The following is a 17,560-nucleotide window of genomic DNA, read 5'->3' as shown; positions in this document are numbered from 1 at the left end:
GCCTACGACCCCGCCCGACACGGCGGCGCCCAAACCCTGCAACCACAACCGGTCGCTACTTCTGCGGTATGAGGTTGACATAGGGAGTGTCATGGCGGGAACCCTGCTGACCATGCTGCCGATCCTCGTGGTCTTCCTGGTGCTGCAACGCCACATGATCAAAGGCCTCACCTCCGGTGCGGTCAAGGGTTAACCGATCAAGGAGAAACCACGTGTCCACTGCACAGTTCCCGGCGCTGACCCGGCGCGGATTCCTCGGACTGACCGGCGCGCTCACGGCGGGAGCGGCGCTGACCGCGTGCGCGGGCACCGGAGGCGGCGGCAAACAGTCCGGCGACGCCAAGACGCTCACCTTCTGGTCCAACCACCCGGGCACTTCGAAGGAGCTAGAGACCGAGCTCATCCGTCGCTTCCACGAGAAGTACCCCGACCTGACGGTGCACCTGGTCGACGCGGGCAAGAACTACGAAGAGGTGTCGCAGAAGTTCAACGCGGCGCTGTCGGGCGGGGATCTGCCGGACATCGTGGTGCTCTCCGACGTCTGGTGGTTCAACTACGCGCTGAACGGCACCATCGAACCGCTCGACGGCCACTTCGCCGACGCGGGCGTGCGGCTGGACGACTACGTCGACTCCCTGGTCGCCGACTACCAGTTCAACGGCAAGCACTACGCACTGCCCTACGCCCGCTCGACCCCGCTGTTCTACTACAACAAGGACGTGTGGAACCGGGCCGGCCTGCCCGATCGCGGCCCGCAGAGCTGGCAGGAGTTCGACGAGTGGGGCCCGAAGCTGCAGGAGGTCGTCGGCGAGGGCAAGCTCGCGCACGGCTGGGGTGACGCCAAGAACTATCTCGCCTGGACCTTCCAGGGCCCGAACTGGACCTTCGGCGGCGCGTACTCGGACAAGTGGACGCTGAAGTTCAACGACCCCGGCACCATCGCGGCGGGCACGTTCCTGCGCAATATGATCAACACCAAGAGGTACGCGGGCATCAAGCCGCAGATCGCGGTGGACTTCGGCACCGGCGTGATCGCCTCCACCATCGCCTCGACCGGCGACCTGCGCGGCATCCAGAAGAACGCCGAGGGCAAGCTGGCCTTCGGCACCGCCTTCCTCCCGCATCCGAACGGACCCGGCGTCACCACCGGCGGTGCGGGCCTGGCGATTCCGGCGCGCATCTCCGACGAGCGAAAGGTGAACGCGCTGAAGTTCATCGAGTTCGTCACCAACGCGCAGAACACCGCGTACTTCTCGCAGGGCACGGGCTACATGCCGGTGCGCAAGTCGGCCGTGAACGACCGGAGCGAGCAGGACTTCCTCGCGAAGAACCCCAACTCGAAAGTCGCGATCGATCAGCTGCCGTTGACCAAGTCGCAGGACTACGCCCGCGTGTTCGTACCGGGCGGCGACCAGATCATCGGCACCGGCTTGGAGCAGATCGGTCTGCAGAACGCCGACGTGGCCGCCACATTCGCGAACGTCACCAGCCAGCTGCAAGCGATCATCGATCGGCAGATCACGCCGAAACTGCCGAAGTAGCGCTCGTCCCGAGGAGACCGACAAGCATGGCCACCGTGCAGTTCGAAGGCGTCACGCACCGGTATCCCGGCGCGCAGGCGCCTGCCGTCGACCAGCTCGAACTCGACATCGCCGACGGTGAGTTCGTCGTGCTCGTCGGTCCGTCGGGATGCGGCAAGTCGACCAGCCTGCGCATGCTCGCGGGCCTGGAATCCGTTGCCCATGGGCGCATCCTGATCGGCGGCAAGGACGTCACCGGATTGCCGCCGCGGGCACGGGACGTGGCGATGGTGTTCCAGAGCTACGCGCTGTATCCCAACATGACCGTCGCGCAGAACATGGGCTTCGCCCTGCGCAACGCGGGCATGAACAAGGCCGACACGCTGGTGCGCGTCCGCGAGGCGGCGAAGATGCTCGAGCTCGAGCACCTGCTCGACCGCAAGCCCGCCCGGCTGTCCGGCGGGCAGCGGCAGCGAGTCGCCATGGGGCGGGCCATCGTTCGGCGTCCCCAAGTGTTCTGCATGGACGAGCCGCTGTCGAACCTGGACGCGAAACTGCGGGTGAGCACGCGCTCGCAGATCGCGGCCTTGCAGAAACGGCTCGGCACCACCACGGTGTACGTCACCCACGACCAAGTTGAGGCGATGACCATGGGTGATCGGGTGGCGGTGCTGCGCGAAGGCAAGTTGCAGCAGGTCGCCGCGCCGCGCGTGCTCTACGACGATCCGGTGAATACCTTTGTGGCGGGATTCATCGGCTCACCGGGCATGAACCTGCTGGACACGCCGGTGCGCGACGGCGCGGCGGTGCTCGGCGACCTACGAATCCCACTGCCGCCCGCGGCGAAATCTCGCGACCGGGTGGTAGTCGGGGTACGGCCCGAGTCCTGGGATGTCACCGCGGAGCCCGCCGACGGCCTGGCGGTGGACGCCGAACTGCTGGAAGAACTCGGCGCGGAGTCGTTCGTCTACAGCCAGGGCATCGCCGAGGACTGGAGCAGCCGCTCCGGGAAGGTGGTCGCGCGCGTCGACCGCCGCTTCCAGGTGCGGCTCGGTGACCGGTTGTATCTTCGGCCCAGACCGGAGGACGTCTTCTTCTTCGACGCGGGGACGGAGGACCGCCTGCGCTGAGCATCGCGCGGCCGAGACGGTCCCAGTCGGACCGCCTCGGCTCGAGGAACTACCAGATTTTCACGCGCTCAGTGGGTTCCAGGTACAGCGCGTCGCCGGGTTTGACATCGAACGCCTCATGGAAGCTGTCGATATTGCGGACCACCGCATTGCAGCGGAACTCCGCGGGCGAGTGCGGGTCGGTGGCGAGGCGGCGGATCGCCTCCTCCGGCCGTGCCTTGGTGCGCCACACCTGCGCCCACCCGTAGAACACCCGTTGCAGGCCGGTGAGCCCGTCGATCTCCGGCGCCGCGGCATCGCCGAGCGAGATCTTGTACGCCTGCAGCGCGATGGACAGACCGCCGAGGTCGCCGATGTTCTCGCCGATGGTGAACTGCCCGTTCACCGTGTGCTCGTCCGGCAGGTCCTTGGGGGAGAGCACGTCGTACTGCTCGATCAGCGCTCGCGTCCGCTCACCGAATTCGGCCCGGTCCTCGTCGGTCCACCAATCCACCATGTTGCCGTCGCCGTCGTACTTCGCGCCTTGGTCGTCGAAGCCGTGCCCGATCTCGTGACCGATCACCGCGCCGATGCCGCCGTAGTTGGCCGCGTCGTCGGCATTCATGTCGAAGAACGGCGGCTGGAGGATGGCGGCCGGGAAGACGATCTCGTTCATGCCCGGGTTGTAGTACGCGTTCACCGTCTGCGGGGTCATGAACCATTCGTCGCGGTCGACCGGACCGCCGAGCTTGTTCAGATCCCGATCGTGTTCGGCCGCGTAGCCCCTGCGGTAGTTGCCGACCAGATCGGCCGGGTCGATTACGATGCCCGAGTAGTCCCGCCACTTGTCCGGGTAGCCGATCTTCGGCGTGAACTTCTCCAGTTTCGCGAGCGCGGCGATCCGGGTGCCCTGGCCCATCCACTCCAGCTCGGCGATATTGCGGCGGTAGGCCTCCTGCAGATTGGCCACCAGCTCCACCATGCGGGCCTTGGCCTGCGGCGGGAAATGTTCGGCCACATAGATCTTGCCGACCGCCTCGCCGAGCAGGTCTTGCACCAGCCCGACGCCGCGCTTCCAGCGCTCCCGGTTCTCCTCCGCGCCGGTGAGCGTGCGGCCGTAGAAGTCGAAGTTCTCCTCGACCATCGCGTCGGTCAGATACGGCGCCCGCGCGCGGAGCACCCGCCAAGCCGCCCACGCCTGCCAGTCGGCGAGCGGCTCGCCGGCCCACAGCCGCGCGAACGCGCGCAGGTAGTCCGGCTGGCGGACCACCACCTCGGCGAACAGCTCGGCTCCTGCCGCGTCGACACCCTCGGCCAACCCGTCCGTCCACGCGGACCAGTCGAACTCGGGATTGTCCGCGGCCAGCGCGTCGAAGGTGGTCAGGTTGTACCTGAGTTCGGCGTCCCTGCGGCGCACCACATCCCAGTGCCCGGCGGCCAGTTTCCGCTCCAGCTCGAAGACGCGTGCGCCGACGGTGTCGAGTTCGGCCGGGAGCAGTCCGGCGACCTGCGGGTCGGCGGCGGCCAGGGCGAACATGCGGTCGATGTGCGCGATGTACTTCGCGCGGATCTCGGCGAACTCGTCCTGCCGGTAGTACGACTCGTCGGGCAGGCCGATGCCGGACTGGGTGGCGTGCGCCAGATAGCGGTTGGAGTCCTTGTCGTCGGTGTCGACGAACACGGCGACGGCGCCCCCGACGCCGGTGCGCTGCAACCGGCCGAGCAGCGAAGCGAAAGTACCCTTGTCGCCGACCTCCGCGATCGCGGCGAGTTCGGCGGCGATCGGCGCGAGCCCGGCGGCGGCCACCGCGTCGGTGTCCATGAAGCTGGAGTACAGGTCACCGATCTTGCGGGTCTCGCTGCCCGGTTCGGCGTCGGCCGCCGCGGCATTCTGGATGATTGCCTGCACGTCCAGCTCCGCCTGGTCGTACAGCGCGCGGAAGGCGCCGTCCACGGCCCGGTCGGCGGGGATCTGGTGGTCTGCCAGCCATTTGCCGTTGACGTGGGCGAACAAGTCGTCCTGCACCCGCACGTCCTCGTCGAGGTAGGACAGATCGATACCGGAAGGACGGGTCAGTTCGGAAGTCACGGTGTCCAGTATGCCGACAAGCGCGTGCGTCGGCCGTGCGCGACGACCTCGAACCGTCTTTCCCGGTCTGTTCCCCCACGTCGATGCGGGAAACGGGCGGAGCCTGCGGTCCTATGGGGAAGTCAGGCGGGCAAGACGACACGATCGAACTCACCGTCGTGCGCGCCGAGCAGGAAGGCGTCCCACTCCTCCGGTGTGTAGGTGAGGGCGACTTCGCCGTGGCGCAGTGTGGTGTGGCCGTCGGCGGCGGGGTGCGCGCTCAATTCGCCATCCGATCGCCCGCGGATGCGTACCGCGTCGAGGAACGCGGTCCATTCGGCTGCGGTGACGGTGATGACGGGCTCGTCGGCATGGCGGTTTGCCGGGTCGCGGCGATATTTGCTGTCACGGATGAGCACCGCATCACCATCGAACCGGACCTCGACGCATTGGTTGCCGTTGTTCGATCTGGTCGATGTGAACCAGCCGGTGCGTACCGGCCGTGCGGTGATGGCCATGGGCAGGATTTTACACGCGGGAATAGCGCCTGATCAGGGCCAATGACTCCACTCTCGACAAGGATTGGTCCACCGCGCGCAGGTAGGCGAAGCGTAGATCGCGGACCAGATCCGGGTCCTCGACGGCCCCGCCGAACACCGCGCTCTCCACCCAGCCGAAGGTCGGCAGCTGCTCGCCCGCGAAGTCGATGAGATGGAAACTGGATCCGCCGAGCACCGCACCGGCGGTGGCCGCGAACGGGATCACGCGCACCTCGACGGTGTCGAGTTCCTCGATCAACTCGGCCAGATAGTCCAACTGCCCGCGCAGCACGTCCGGACCTCCGGTCTGCTGTAGCAGCGTGCCCTCGCCGAAGACCGCGGTGAGCTCTACCGGGTCCGCGCCGCGCAGCCGCTCCTGGCGTCGCATCCGGATCGCCACCAGCTGCTCGACCTGGACCGGCCGGATCATCACGTCGGCGCTGATCAGCGCGCGAGCGTAGTCCTCGGTCTGCAACAGACCCGGCACGACGAGGCTGTCGTAGCTGCGGATGCTCTGCGCGCCGGATTCCATGCCGTACAGCCGTTGCAGCTCGGGTCCGATCAATGCCGAGGACTTCGACCACCAGCCACGCTGCTTGCTGGCCTCCAGCAAGGCCAGCAATTCCACACGCTCCTCGGCTTCCACGTCGAGCAGTTCGAGCACCGGGCCGATGGTCTTGGTGGTCAGTACCCGCCTGCCCTTCTCCACGTGCGACCAGTTGGCCGGGGTGAAGCCCACCTGTCTGGCGAAACCCGCGGAGTCGAACCCGCGCTGTTCCCGCAGTTCACGCAGCCGCAGCACCAGCTCCCAGCGGGCAACGGTAGGCGAGACGGGTGCCATGTGTCGGGATGCTACGCCGACTCGGACGCGCGGGGCGGTGACTATTGTCAAGCATCTTGCCCGCGACTAGGGTCGATACAGCGATCGATTCTTCCGAGCACGCGTCCCACCACTGCGAGGCGAGGTTGTTCGTCATGGGTACATCGCGCATCGAATCGGGCAGGCATCTCGCGTCCACGGATTTCCCGTCGATCCAGGACGCGTTCGCTCGCTGCCGTCGCTATCGCGGCGACCACGGGCTGTACGGACTCGTGGACCCGATCCTTGGTCGCATCATGCTGGAAGTCGGCTCGGTCGGAGCGGTCGTGATGCCCGCGGAGTTCGGCCGCCGGGTGCTCGAGCGGCTCGCCGACGGTCCCGAACCTCGGCCCGGCCCGATCATCGCGCATCCACGCGCGCGCCGCTGGACCTTCCTGACCGGCCCTACCGACAACTCGTATCTGGACACGGGGCTGTTCGCCGACCTCTTCCGGATCTGCGCGTCGATCGCGCTGCCGGGCAGCCACATCGTGTTGCCGTCGCCCGCCGACGAGCACGGCGGCTACCGAACCTGGGTCGTGGCGCCGGACGGCGACTTTCGCCGCGACTTCGCCGAGGTGATCGCCACGACCCGGGCATGCGCCTCGGCTACCGGGGCGTCGGCGCGGGTGGCGGAGTGAGGGTGACGCTGTACTTGTCCTGCAGCTTCTGATTCCACTCGCGCTCGCACTGCTCGATCTTGGACTGATCGTTGTTCGCTTTGTTCACGCAGTCCACGAAGTCCTTGCCGCCCGAGTTGACGAAGAAGTTGTAACCCACGACGGTGAGCAGCACGGCGCCGACGATGCCGAGCGCGCCGAGGACGATGCCGGTGATCGCCATGCCCATACCCCCCGCGGTGCCCGCGCGGGCCTTGAACACCGCGACGATGCCAAGGATGACCGCGAAGATGCCGCAGAGATAGCCGCCGATGATCGTCCAGAAGAACAGCAACGCGAGGATGCCGAGCACCAGCGCGGTGATCGCCAGACCGCGGCCCTTCGGCGATTCCTGCCAGTAGGCGGGCTGGCCCGGATACTGGCCGCCCGGCGGCTGCGGGTATTGCCCCGGCGGCGGGTATTGACCGGGCGGCGGGGGCGGATATTGCGACATGGACTTCCTCTCCGTCGGTGCCTCGCGATGCTCGGTCCGGACGAGGTGGTCCGGGGTGCGCGGCGGTCGCCTACTGATCGCGCTTCCCGAGGACGGATGTTAATGCGAACCGGCTACTGGGCGCCGAGCCGCGCGTGCATCTCCCAGATCAGAACTTCCGACGGCTGCCGCGCCACCACGCGTTGGCCACCTGACCTGGTCAAACGCACCGCGTCCCCCTCATACAACGGGCCGACCCCCTCCATGTCCACCTCCCCGCGCGCTACGAACAAGTGCAGATACGGCGCATCGGGTAGGTCGATCACTTGCTCGGCGCCCGGCTCCGCGCTCGTCATGCGCGCCGCGTGCAGCGCCGAATGGCTGCTGTTGATGGCGATCGCGGTGCGATCGCGGTAGCGGGGCAGACCCGAGGCGACCGTGACCAGACCGCCTCCCGCGAGCTCGTCGTCGATTTCGAGCTGCTCGTAGCCCGGGGTCACCCCGGGCTCGTCGGGCACCACCCACATCTGCACGAAATGCACCGGCTGCTCATGTTCGGGAATGCGGCCGTCCAGACGCCACGAGTCGTTCTTCTCCGAATGCAGGATGCCGGTGCCCGCGCTCATGCGCTGGGCCAGACCGGGGTAGATGACACCGCTGTGGCCGAGGGAATCCTGATGCACCAGGCTGCCACCGAGTACCCAGGTGACGATCTCCATGTCCCGATGCGGGTGGGTGTCGAATCCCTGCCCGGGGGACACGATGTCCTCGTTGTTGACCAGCAGCAAGCCGTGGTGGGTGTTGTCGGGATCGTAATGTTCCCCGAAGGAGAACGAATGCTTCGAATCCAGCCAGGAGACCCGCGTCTTCATGCGGTCGCCGCCACGGTGGACATCGATGTGTGGTGTCGTGAGTGTGGACATCATGGTCCTCCTCTCGGGACCGTGCACCGATCGCCATTCAGGGTAGGAGCACTTCCGCCGCGGTACTCCGCATTCCTAGTAAATTGTGCCGCACTCGGCATTTTACGCGAGCGACCGGAAGGTGAACGGGAGGCGAGCAGAACCAACCGGTACGTCGAAACGCCGGGCCACCTCGTCGGATATCCCGGCCCGGCCCCGATTGCCAAGCGTCACAACGACAACCGGAGGTAGCGACGTGCTGGACCCCGATGACCTCGCCCTGATCGAGCAGCAACTCCGCAGCGAAGCACACCGGGATGGCATCGCGCATTTCGTGGTCGGCGTCGCCGTGTTCCGCGAAGGCAGGCTTCTGGTGGTGCGCCGCGTCGCCGACGACTATCACGGCGGTATGTACGAACTGCCCGGCGGTGGCGTCGAAACCGGCGAGACATTCGCCGAGTGCGTCGAACGAGAATTGCTGGAGGAAACAGGGCTGCGGATGCGCGCGGTCCTCGACTTCCTCGGTGGATTCGATTACGCCACCCGCACCAAGTCGAAAGTGCGGAAATACAGCTTCGTCGTGGAGGCGGAACCCGGCGATGTCGCCCTCGCGCCGGGCGAGCACGACGCGTTCGCCTGGATCGACGCGGGCACGCTCGATGAGCTGCCGATGGCGCCGGACATGCGTGCGACGGTGAGCACGCTGGTCGACCGGGTCTGACGCGCTGTCGGCGCCGACGCGCGTGGTGCGGCGCGGTCGGCGAACACAGTACGCTCGCGAACGTGTCGACTGGTCACGCCGAAGGCCTCACTCCCGCGGAGCAACGGCCGGGTGGACTGCGCGCAACACTTCGGCAGAGCCCGGGCGTGTCGCGGCTGGCCGTGGTGCGCTTCGCAGGGCAATTCGGCGACGGGATGTTCCAGGCCGCCCTGTCCGGCGCGATTCTGTTCAACCCCGAACGGCAGACCGATCCGCTGGCCATCGCGGCGGGCTTCGCGGTGCTGCTGCTGCCGTATTCGCTGATCGGGCCGTACGCGGGCGCACTGCTGGATCGCTGGGACCGGCGCAGCGTGCTACTGGTCGCCAACGTGCTGCGCGCGGTGCTGATCGCGCTGGTCAGCGCAGGACTGCTGGCCGGGGCCGGCGAGACGCCGCTGCTGTTGCTGGCGTTGGCGGTGGTGGGCGTCAGCCGATTCGTCCTCGCGGGCGTCTCGGCCGCGCTGCCGCGCGTGCTGCCGCAGGCGTGGCTGGTGCCGATGAACTCGGTGCTGGCCACAGTGGCCTCCGGGTGCGCCGGTGCGGGTGCGGCCGTCGCGGTGGGTGTGATCGGACTGATCGGGGCGGGAGACTTCGCCTCGGCGGTCGCGGTGGCGGTCAGCGGTATCGGGTCGCTGCTGGGCGCGGCGCTAGCGGCGGGGTTCCGGCCGCGCGTGCTCGGCCCGGCGCCCGACGCGGCGAAGGGCGACAACACCGTGCACGCGATCGCTACCGGTCTGCGTACCGGGGCCACGGCGGTGTGGGAATCGAAAGCGGTCACGACGGCGATGCTGGGCATCGGCACCCATCGGATCGTCTTCGGCGTGAATACGCTGATCATGGTGCTGGTGCTGCGCCAGACCCCGGTGGACGGCTCCGGGCTCAGCGGTGGCCTGGTCGGTTTCGGCGTCACGATCGCCGCCACCGCGGCGGGCATGCTGGTGGCCGCCGTCGTCGCGCCGCTGCTCATTCCGCGGCTGGGCCGCGCGCGCACCGTGGTGGCCGGTCTGATCACCGCGATGCTGGTGCAACTGACGCTGGTCACGCCGATCGCGTTCGCCGACTCGGGCGCCGCGATGGACCGTGCGCACGAACTCCTCTTGATCGGTGCGTTCCTGCTGGGACTCGCCGGGCAGACGATCAAGCTGACCGGTGACGCGACCATGCAGATAGACATCGACGACGCCCGCCGCGGCCAGGTGTTCGCGCTGCAGGACACGGTGTTCAATGTCGCGTTCGTGCTGGCAATCGTGATCGCGGCCCTGATCGTTCCGAACGACGGCCGATCGGCGATCGTGGTGCTGGCCGGCGCCGCCATCTACGCCGCGGGGATCGTGGCCATCGCGTTGAACACGCGCCGCCGCGCGGTCAGCTGAGCAGCGGATCGTCGTCCGGGTCGCGCCGGTCGCGGTTCAGGTGTGCGAGGTGGCCGGGCAACGCGTCGGCCCCCGAACGATCGGCATCCCGCTGCGAATCCGATAGTCGTGTTTCGCCGAGCAGACGATCCGGCGCCTCCGTGTCCGTGCGCACGCTCCAGTCCAGCGGCTCGCTCGCCGCATCGCCGGGTAGGCCGGTGATCTGATGATTCCACGTGCCGAGGCCGGTGGGATCGGTGAAGAAATGGTCGAGCACGCCGTCGTCGTCCAGATCCAGCGCGGCGATATCGGCGCGGCCCGAACCAGCCGAATCCCACAGCGCGTCATCGGCGATGCCGTCTCCGTCGAAGTCCAGCCGCACCGCGTCGGCCGCGCCCGTGTCGCCGAGTTCCAGGTCGGCCTCGCTCGTCCAGACGTGCACGACTCCGTCACCGGTGCCGAACACGTACTCGATCTCGTTCATATGTCCTTGGACGCACGCGGCCCGGCGGCGGTTCCATTGCGCCGGTCTTTTTCGATTCGCCGTCCCCGTTTCCAGCGGTTGTTCCGGTAAGTTGGCTCGTCAGCAGCCGACCGACAGGAGACAACACGACATGGGTTCTCCGGTGCAAAACCCCGATGCGGTACGAGAACTGCTGAGCGCGTGGAAGGCTCGGTCCGCCACCGGACATACGATCGCCTGACGAGCGCGGCCGGGCCGACCTGATGCGCGCATCCGGAAGCAAATCGCCTTGTGTACCCGCCTTGTTCGGCGCACTGCTCGTCGGCGTCCTCACCGTACCGACGCCCACCGCGCAGGCCGCACCGTTTCCATGGGCGCCGCCGCCGGTCAACAGTTGCGGTGAAGTCGGTTTCGACCCGCTCAACCGCGAACCCGATCCCGCGCAGCCTCCGCCGCCACCGCTGCCGCCGCAGATCGACATTCCCGTCCCGATCCCGGAACTCACTCCGGTCCCCGTACCCGACCCACCGCATGACAACACACGGATCTTCCCGGATCCGCTGCCGGAGAATCCGTGTGAAAACCCGTGCCCGGACATCAGGGACTACCCCGCACATCCCGAGCCCGATCCCGATCCCAGCCCGACGCCCGAGACGGGCACCGACGAGAAACCCGGCTCCTCCGGCTCGTCATCTGGATCCGGATCGGGCAGCGGTTCCGGCTCCGGTTCGAACGATGACTCCGGTTCTTCCTCCGGTTCCGGGTCGCCGGTCAAACTGCCGCGCATCGAATTCAAGCCGGAGACCGAGCCGATTCCGGTCCCGGTTCCCGGCGGGCCCGGCGAGGAGCCACAGCCCGCTCCGCCACAGGTGGTCCATCCGGCCGAACCCGGCCCGCTCGCGGCTCCGGTGGCCGCGCCGACGGTCGAGTCGGTCCAACTGGTCGGCCAGGTGACCGGACACGGCTCGGAGAACCGCACCGACATGCGCTGGCAGGTCGACGGCACCGATCTCGGCCTCATGTGGGAGACGACGCCCGGCGAGGTCGCCGTGGTTTTCGGCGACACCTTCGGCAAGGGCTGGGGTGTCGGCGGCGCGGGCAACGACGACCAGGACTGGCGCAGCAACGTCATCGGGTTCAGCACCGACCGCGATCTGTCCGACGGCCTGACGCTGGATACCTTCGCGCAGGACAGCCGCTGCCACGCCGCGGAGATCCTGGGCAGCCGCAAGATCAAGAACTGGGAGACCACCACCATCCCGACCTCCGGGTTCGCCATCGGGGATCGGCAGTACCTCAGCTACATGTCGGTGAACAGATGGAGCCGCATACCGGGTCTGTGGTGGACCAACTACGGCGGCCTCGCCTATTCCGACGACCGCGGGCGCACCTGGAGGAAAGACCAGCACGCCAAGTGGGAGAACCTGTTCGGGCTCGGCAAGTTCCAGGTCGCGGCGATGGTGCCGCAGGGCGATTACGTCTACATGTTCGGCACACCCAACGGACGCATCGGCACGATCGCGCTGGCGCGTGTGCCGAAGCACCAGGTGCTGAACAAGTCCGCGTATCAGTATTGGGTGGGCGGCACCTGGGCGCCCGCCGCCGAGAACGAGGCCACCCCGTTGGTGCTCGGCATCGCCAGCGAGCTCTCGGTGCGCTACGACCGGAAGACCGAGCAGTGGCAGATGGTGTACCTGGATTCGGCCAGGGGCGCGATCGTGCTGCGTACCTCGGCGAGCCCGCAGGGTGCGTGGACGGACGCGATCCCGCTGGTGTCCACCGCCGACTACCCGAAGTCCTACGGCGGGTTCATCCATCCGTGGTCGACCGGCGAGGACCTGTACTTCATGCTCTCGGCGTGGGACAGCTACAACGTGTACCTGATGCACGCCCGGCTCCAGCCGGGAGCGAACCGGGGTCAGCCCGCCCGCACGAACCGCACGGGCTGACCGGGCCGCGTCTGCGCGATGGCGTCGACGTCGGCGTCGACGACCACCGCGATCACCGGATACCCGCCGGTGACGGGGTGATCGGCCAGGAAGACGACCGGTTGTCCGCTCGGCGGCACCTGGATCGAGCCGAGTGCCATGCCCTCGGTCGGCAGTTCGCGAGTGATCTTCCTGGACAGCGCCGGGCCGGTGCGGCGTTCCAATCGGGCGCCGATCCGGTCGGTGTCGGGGGAGATCTCCCACTCGCCCGCGAACAAGGCCGTGGCGTCGGAGAACCAATCGTCGCGCGGACCGAGCACGGCGCGCACGGTGACGACGTCCGCGGGTAACTCTGCGACAGGGGCGAAGTCCACGACCGGGATCGTGTGCGGAGAAGATCCGACCGGGAGGCGATCACCTTTCCGCAGCGGTTCCGGTCCCAAACCCGACATGGTGTCGCGGCTACGGGAACCGAGCGTCTCCGGCACGTCGATGCCGCCGCGCACCGCGACATAGCTGCGGAGCCCGACCGACGCGTAGCCAAGCCGCAGCGCCTGTCCCGGTTCGAGTTCCAGCACGCTCGCGTGACCAACGGGCCTGCCGTCGACGGTAGCGGGGGCCGGCGCACCCGTCACCGCCAGCATGACGTGCTCTTCGGCATGGAGCGCGAGGCCACCGAGCAGCACTTCGACGGCCGCATGCCCCTCCGGGTTGCCGACCAATCGGTTGGCCAGTCGCAGCGACCCGCGATCGGCAGCCCCCGCGGAACCCACACCGGAATGGAACCAGCCCGGCCGCCCGAGATCCTGAATGGTCGCCAGTGGACCGACGTTCTCAACGACGATCATCGGCCGTCCCCCGCGTCGACGAATCGAACCGCGGCACCCGCGCGGATCAGCGCGGGCGGGTCGCGACCGACATCCCACATCCTGAGGTCGGTGGTGCCGATCACCTGCCATCCTCCAGGTGTGCTACGTGGGTACACGGCGCTGTACCCACTGGCGAGCGCGACCGCGCCCGCGGGGATCGATGTACGTGACTGCGCTTTGCGCGGAACAGACAGCCTTCCGTCCGGCGATTCCAGATAGCCGAAGCCCGGCGCGAATCCGACGAAAGAACACCGCCACACCGTTGTGGTGTGCGCGGCGATCACTTCCGCGGTCGTGACCTCCAGCATCCGTGCCACGTCGTCGAGATCGGTGCCGTCGTAGCGCACCGGAACTGACACAGGTTCGGCGCGAACAGCGCTGTCGAGCAATGTTCCACGGGAAACAGCGGCTGAGCGCTCGGCGGCCAGTGCGCCCAGGCGAGTGATCAGCGACCGGCGGACCGATTCCGCGACACCCGGAGAATCGAGCGTCAGAAGTATGGTTTCCGCGGCCGGAAGCAGGTCCTGCACCCCTGGTAGCGGGCACTGCCGCAGCGCCGTGACGAGTTCCGCGACCATTTCACGCTGATGGGGGGTGATCAGCAACGCCCGATCGCCCGCCGAGCGGATCGCCTCATCGGCCGCCTGCTGCTGCGCATGCGTCACCGCGCCTTTGGTCTTCATTCCGCGTCCTCAGCCGAACGGCTCCACCGGTACGCCGACTTCGTCCAGCGCGGCCCGGATGAAGCGGGCCATCTCCACGGCAGCGGGAGAATCACCGTGCACGCAGATGCTCGCAGCGCGCACCACGACCTCGCCGGTGCCGTCCACCGTGCGGGCAAGGCCGGATTTCGCGATCGAAACCGCTTGGACGACCGCCTCCCTCGGCTCCAGCACCGCTCCCGGCGTGCCCCGCGCGGCCAGCGACCCCTCCGGCGTGTACCCACGATCGGCGAAACCTTCGCCGATGAATCGCACGCCGACGGCCTCCGCAGCCGACTCCAATCCGGTGCCCGCGGGGCCGAGAAGCACGAGCCGCGGATCGTATTCCACCATCGCGGCCAGCACCGAGTCCGCCAGATCCCGGTCGCGCGCGGCCGAATGATAGAGCGCTCCATGCGGTTTTACGTATCTCACGCGATCGCCCGCGGCTCTTGCGAAGGCGTCGAGACCGCCGATCTGGTGCAGCACCTCGTCGCGCAGCTCCTCGGGCGCGACGGCGATTTCTCGTCTGCCGAAACCGGCCAAGTCGCGGTATCCGACGTGGGCGCCGATCCGCACACCCTTCTCCACCGCGAGCGTGCAGGTCCTGCGCATAATCGACGGATCCCCCGCGTGGAATCCGCAGGCGATGTTCGCGCTGGTGACGATGTCGAGCATGGCGGCGTCGTCGCCCATCGTCCACGGCCCGAAGCCCTCGCCGAGATCACTGTTCAGATCCAGCGCCATGTGCGTCCTTCCAGCGGTGTATGACCAGCGGTCCTAATCAATTCTCGTGCTCCAGCGTTCCTCTGGGCAAGGACGGCCGGTTCGCGCGACCTGGGTCACAGCGCACGGGTCCGGACCCTCGCGCCGAGTACGCTCATTCCAATCATGGCCACGTATTTCGATCCGAAGTCCTGGTCGCCGCTGCGGGCCGTCGATCTCGGAAAGCGCCTGTTCGATCAGTCCTGGCTGGAGCAATGGGTCACGCTCAGCACGGCCTGGATGGATCCGGTCGCCGACCTCGGCGCGGGCACCGTCACGGCGCTGCTGCCGGACATGCTGATGACCATGCTCAGCGAGGGCATCCTGAGCCGGTTCGGCGGACAGGAGGTCAGCGCGACCCTGCTCGGTCACGACCTGCACGCCACCTTGCAGGTGCTGAAGGTGCGCCGTCGCGGCGCGCACTTCCAGACCAAGACCGTGCTGTCGCGGCTGCGCTGGGACGATCATCCGATCGAGTCCGTGACGGTGATCGCGCACGGCGTCCGCCTGATTCCGGGCGTGCCGACGAAGGTACGCACCGCCCGGCTCGACCTCATCGGCACCGTCACCACGGCGGCGCTGGTCGGATGGCTCAACACCCAGCCGCTGGACTGGGACTTGGACGTGCACTCCGGCGGGCTGATCCGAGCAAGGCACCGCAGACGACTGGTCACCGCCCTGGTGGACGCGTCGGTCACGGACAACCGCCTGGACATCGCGGTACGGCGAGTGACCTGGCTCGGCTTCCGCGTTCCGCGCCGCATGATCGACGTCCCCGTCCTGCCGCTGGAGCACCTGCCCGAGAACGCGCGGATCGCACGCGCCCAACGGGAAGGCGACCTGATCCGCTTCCGCGTCGAACTGCCGGAAATCGCCGGGTCCTTCGACCTCGCCCAGATGCGCTCGGCGATCCTGGCCGGCACCACTCTGATCGTTTTCTGACCTGCTCAGGCCTGCGTCTTCCACCACTCGAGCAGCGCGGCCTCGGCTTCGTCGCGGCTGAGCGGGCCGTGATCCAAGCGCAGCTCCTTCAAATGGCGCCAAGCCCGGCCCACCTCGGGGCCCGGGGGCAGGCCGAGCAGCTCCATGATCGCGTTGCCGTCCAGGTCCGGACGGACCTTGGCCAGATCCTCCTGCTCCCGCAACCGCTCGATCCGCTTTTCCAGTTCGTCGTAGGTGGCGCGCAGCGCGGCGGCCCTTCGCTTGTTGCGAGTAGTGCAGTCGGCCCGGACCAGCTTGTGCAGGCGGGGGAGCAACTCGGCGGCGTCGGTGACGTAGCGACGGACCGCGGAGTCGGTCCACTGGCCCTTGCCGTAACCGTGGAAGCGCAGGTGCAGGAAGACCAGCCGGGCGACGTCCTCGGTGAACTGCTTCGGGTACTTCAGCGCGCGCATCCGTTTGCGCACCATCTTCGCGCCGACCACCTCGTGGTGGTGGAAGCTGACGCCGCCGCCCGGCTCGTTGCGCTTGGTGTCGGGCTTGCCGATGTCGTGCAGCAGCGCGGCCCAGCGCAGCACCAGGTCCGGGTCGCCCTCCTCCTGATCGATGGCCTGTTCGAGCACGGTGAGCGAATGCCAGTAGACGTCCTTGTGCTGGTGGTGCTCGTCGATCTCCAGCTTCATCGCGGGCACCTCGGGAAGCACCCGCTGCGCCAGCCCGGTCTCACACATGACGTTGATGCCGTCGATCGGATGCGCCCCGCCGATCAGCTTGTCCAGCTCCACCCGCACCCGCTCGGCGGTGATGCGGTCGATCTGGTCGGCCATCTCGGTGATCGCGGCACGGACGCGGGGATGCGGCTCGAACCCCAGCTGGGAGACGAACCGCGCGGCGCGCAGCATCCGCAACGGATCGTCGTTGAACGAATCCTCCGGCGCGGCAGGCGTGTCCAGCACGCCGTCGAGCAGTGCGGTCATGCCGTCGAGCGGATCGACGAACTCCAGCGCGCCGTCCGCGCCGATCCGCACCGCCATCGCGTTCACCGTGAAGTCGCGGCGGACCAGGTCTTCCTCGAGCGAGTCGCCGAAGGTCACCTCCGGGTTGCGCGACACCCGGTCGTAGCTGTCGGCGCGGAACGTGGTGATCTCCAGTTGCTGCCGGTCCTTGGCCGCGCTGACCGTGCCGAACGCCAGGCCGCCGGTGTCCCACAGATGGTCCGCCCATCCGCGCAAGATGTCCTGCACCGCGTCCGGCCGCGCGTCGGTGGTGAAATCCAGGTCGGTCCCCAGCCGGCCGAGCACCGCGTCTCGCACGCTCCCACCCACCAGGTACAACTCGTGCCCCCGCGCCGCGAACATCTCGCCCAGCGGCGTCAGCACATCCGACAGCCCCCCGAGCGTCACCGCCGCGGCGGCCAGCAATCGGGTACGTCTATCCAGCACAGCGTCCTGGGACTTCGGCGCAACCACGAATGAGCAGCTTACCGAGCCGCGCCAACGGATATCGCAGCCAAGTCCACCGCGGCGGCCCAGATATATAAGGACACCGACATCAACCCAGCCAGCGGCGCTCGCGCATCGAGGCTGCCGGGCATCGTTCTGCCCGGAACTTCGTGCATCGGTGCACAAAGCTTGGAGTGGCTGATCGCCGAGGATCCGTGGTCCCTTTGTATGGCGGTCACCGCATGCTCTGTG

The 17,560-nt window shown here is 67.8% G+C and carries 17 protein-coding genes and 1 pseudogene; 8 read left to right on the top strand and 10 right to left on the bottom strand.

Features of this window, described 5'->3' with window-relative positions:
* The 3 genes and pseudogenes from ACWEO7_RS09445 to ACWEO7_RS09435 all read left to right on the top strand — a co-directional run.
* Positions 1-193 (top strand): annotated as a pseudogene (locus ACWEO7_RS09445) (carbohydrate ABC transporter permease); the annotation flags it as partial.
* A 19-nt stretch (positions 194-212) separates the two neighbouring features.
* Positions 213-1,541, top strand: a complete 1,329-nt coding sequence (locus tag ACWEO7_RS09440) for an ABC transporter substrate-binding protein (RefSeq protein ID WP_452422203.1) — start codon at positions 213-215, stop codon at positions 1,539-1,541.
* Between the two features lie 26 nt (positions 1,542-1,567).
* Positions 1,568-2,650, top strand: a complete 1,083-nt coding sequence (locus ACWEO7_RS09435) for an ABC transporter ATP-binding protein (RefSeq protein WP_452422201.1) — start codon at positions 1,568-1,570, stop codon at positions 2,648-2,650.
* Positions 2,651-2,699: 49 nt separating this feature from the next.
* Here the strand turns inward: ACWEO7_RS09435 and ACWEO7_RS09430 are convergent, their stop codons facing one another.
* The 3 genes from ACWEO7_RS09430 to ACWEO7_RS09420 all read right to left on the bottom strand — a co-directional run bounded on the left by ACWEO7_RS09430 (position 2,700) and on the right by ACWEO7_RS09420 (position 6,077).
* On the bottom strand, positions 2,700-4,718 hold the full coding sequence (locus tag ACWEO7_RS09430; protein ID WP_452422199.1) for a M13 family metallopeptidase: 2,019 nt from the start codon (positions 4,716-4,718) through the stop codon (positions 2,700-2,702).
* A gap of 122 nt (positions 4,719-4,840) precedes the next feature.
* Positions 4,841-5,215, bottom strand: coding sequence for a DUF397 domain-containing protein (locus ACWEO7_RS09425; protein ID WP_452422198.1), 375 nt, complete (start codon positions 5,213-5,215; stop codon positions 4,841-4,843).
* Positions 5,216-5,225: 10 nt separating this feature from the next.
* Positions 5,226-6,077 (bottom strand): Scr1 family TA system antitoxin-like transcriptional regulator, encoded by an 852-nt coding sequence (locus tag ACWEO7_RS09420; RefSeq protein WP_452422196.1) that lies wholly within the window; start codon positions 6,075-6,077, stop codon positions 5,226-5,228.
* A 134-nt stretch (positions 6,078-6,211) separates the two neighbouring features.
* Between ACWEO7_RS09420 and ACWEO7_RS09415 the strand changes: the two genes are divergently transcribed.
* Positions 6,212-6,736 (top strand): hypothetical protein, encoded by a 525-nt coding sequence (locus tag ACWEO7_RS09415; RefSeq protein WP_452422194.1) that lies wholly within the window; start codon positions 6,212-6,214, stop codon positions 6,734-6,736.
* On the opposite strand, the gene ACWEO7_RS09410 is transcribed toward ACWEO7_RS09415, so the two are convergent.
* Positions 6,705-7,208, bottom strand: a complete 504-nt coding sequence (locus tag ACWEO7_RS09410) for a DUF4190 domain-containing protein (protein WP_452422192.1) — start codon at positions 7,206-7,208, stop codon at positions 6,705-6,707. The genes ACWEO7_RS09415 and ACWEO7_RS09410 overlap by 32 nt on opposite strands.
* 113 nt (positions 7,209-7,321) lie before the next feature.
* Entirely contained in the window at positions 7,322-8,110 is a 789-nt protein-coding gene (locus tag ACWEO7_RS09405) for a pirin family protein (RefSeq protein ID WP_452422213.1), read from the bottom strand.
* A 235-nt stretch (positions 8,111-8,345) separates the two neighbouring features.
* On the opposite strand from ACWEO7_RS09405, the gene ACWEO7_RS09400 reads away from it, so the two are divergent.
* Together ACWEO7_RS09400 and ACWEO7_RS09395 are read left to right on the top strand one after the other, a co-directional pair.
* A complete protein-coding gene (locus ACWEO7_RS09400) occupies positions 8,346-8,810 on the top strand; it encodes an NUDIX domain-containing protein (RefSeq protein WP_355078844.1) in 465 nt (154 codons plus the stop codon).
* 62 nt (positions 8,811-8,872) lie between these two features.
* Positions 8,873-10,222 (top strand): MFS transporter, encoded by a 1,350-nt coding sequence (locus ACWEO7_RS09395; protein ID WP_452422190.1) that lies wholly within the window; start codon positions 8,873-8,875, stop codon positions 10,220-10,222.
* Here ACWEO7_RS09395 and ACWEO7_RS09390 read toward each other — a convergent pair.
* Positions 10,215-10,685, bottom strand: a complete 471-nt coding sequence (locus ACWEO7_RS09390) for a hypothetical protein (RefSeq protein ID WP_452422188.1) — start codon at positions 10,683-10,685, stop codon at positions 10,215-10,217. The genes ACWEO7_RS09395 and ACWEO7_RS09390 overlap by 8 nt on opposite strands.
* 242 nt (positions 10,686-10,927) lie before the next feature.
* Here ACWEO7_RS09390 and ACWEO7_RS09385 point away from each other — a divergent pair, with 242 nt between their 5' ends.
* Positions 10,928-12,613, top strand: a complete 1,686-nt coding sequence (locus ACWEO7_RS09385; RefSeq protein ID WP_452422186.1) for a DUF4185 domain-containing protein — start codon at positions 10,928-10,930, stop codon at positions 12,611-12,613.
* Here the strand turns inward: ACWEO7_RS09385 and ACWEO7_RS09380 are convergent.
* From ACWEO7_RS09380 to ACWEO7_RS09370, 3 genes are read right to left on the bottom strand one after another with little or no spacing between them, the layout of a single operon-like run.
* On the bottom strand, positions 12,583-13,440 hold the full coding sequence (locus tag ACWEO7_RS09380) for a 5-oxoprolinase subunit C family protein (RefSeq protein WP_452422185.1): 858 nt from the start codon (positions 13,438-13,440) through the stop codon (positions 12,583-12,585). The two genes, ACWEO7_RS09385 and ACWEO7_RS09380, sit on opposite strands and share 31 nt — an antisense overlap.
* Positions 13,437-14,144: a 5-oxoprolinase subunit B family protein gene (locus tag ACWEO7_RS09375; RefSeq protein WP_452422183.1), complete on the bottom strand. Its 708-nt coding sequence runs from the start codon at positions 14,142-14,144 to the stop codon at positions 13,437-13,439. The genes ACWEO7_RS09380 and ACWEO7_RS09375 overlap by 4 nt, the downstream gene beginning before the upstream one ends.
* A gap of 9 nt (positions 14,145-14,153) precedes the next feature.
* A complete protein-coding gene (locus ACWEO7_RS09370; RefSeq protein ID WP_452422181.1) occupies positions 14,154-14,909 on the bottom strand; it encodes a LamB/YcsF family protein in 756 nt (251 codons plus the stop codon).
* A 144-nt stretch (positions 14,910-15,053) separates the two neighbouring features.
* Between ACWEO7_RS09370 and ACWEO7_RS09365 the strand changes: the two genes are divergently transcribed.
* Positions 15,054-15,869: a hypothetical protein gene (locus tag ACWEO7_RS09365; protein WP_452422179.1), complete on the top strand. Its 816-nt coding sequence runs from the start codon at positions 15,054-15,056 to the stop codon at positions 15,867-15,869.
* A gap of 5 nt (positions 15,870-15,874) precedes the next feature.
* Here ACWEO7_RS09365 and ACWEO7_RS09360 read toward each other — a convergent pair whose 3' ends face one another.
* Positions 15,875-17,335 carry a CCA tRNA nucleotidyltransferase gene (locus ACWEO7_RS09360; protein WP_452422177.1) on the bottom strand — a complete coding sequence of 487 codons (1,461 nt, stop codon included), beginning with the start codon at positions 17,333-17,335 and terminating at the stop codon, positions 15,875-15,877.
* Positions 17,336-17,560 lie beyond the last annotated feature (225 nt).

It is taken from the genome of Nocardia sp. NPDC004260, assembly GCF_053603155.1.
The sequence above is the reverse complement of the archived record's forward strand: the minus strand, read 5'-3'. Positions and strand labels throughout refer to the sequence as shown.

Excerpts from the sequence above, each read along its gene's own strand:
- ACWEO7_RS09435 (WP_452422201.1), top strand. The coding sequence starts at position 1,568 with ATGGCCACCGTGCAGTTCGAAGGCGTCACGCACCGGTATCCCGGCGCG.
- ACWEO7_RS09375 (WP_452422183.1), bottom strand. The coding sequence starts at position 14,144 with ATGAAGACCAAAGGCGCGGTGACGCATGCGCAGCAGCAGGCGGCCGAT.
- ACWEO7_RS09425 (WP_452422198.1), bottom strand. The coding sequence starts at position 5,215 with ATGGCCATCACCGCACGGCCGGTACGCACCGGCTGGTTCACATCGACC.
- ACWEO7_RS09405 (WP_452422213.1), bottom strand. The coding sequence starts at position 8,110 with ATGTCCACACTCACGACACCACACATCGATGTCCACCGTGGCGGCGAC.
- ACWEO7_RS09385 (WP_452422186.1), top strand. The coding sequence starts at position 10,928 with ATGCGCGCATCCGGAAGCAAATCGCCTTGTGTACCCGCCTTGTTCGGC.
- ACWEO7_RS09380 (WP_452422185.1), bottom strand. The coding sequence starts at position 13,440 with ATGATCGTCGTTGAGAACGTCGGTCCACTGGCGACCATTCAGGATCTC.
- ACWEO7_RS09410 (WP_452422192.1), bottom strand. The coding sequence starts at position 7,208 with ATGTCGCAATATCCGCCCCCGCCGCCCGGTCAATACCCGCCGCCGGGG.
- ACWEO7_RS09370 (WP_452422181.1), bottom strand. The coding sequence starts at position 14,909 with ATGGCGCTGGATCTGAACAGTGATCTCGGCGAGGGCTTCGGGCCGTGG.
- ACWEO7_RS09420 (WP_452422196.1), bottom strand. The coding sequence starts at position 6,077 with ATGGCACCCGTCTCGCCTACCGTTGCCCGCTGGGAGCTGGTGCTGCGG.
- ACWEO7_RS09415 (WP_452422194.1), top strand. The coding sequence starts at position 6,212 with ATGGGTACATCGCGCATCGAATCGGGCAGGCATCTCGCGTCCACGGAT.
- ACWEO7_RS09390 (WP_452422188.1), bottom strand. The coding sequence starts at position 10,685 with ATGAACGAGATCGAGTACGTGTTCGGCACCGGTGACGGAGTCGTGCAC.
- ACWEO7_RS09365 (WP_452422179.1), top strand. The coding sequence starts at position 15,054 with ATGGCCACGTATTTCGATCCGAAGTCCTGGTCGCCGCTGCGGGCCGTC.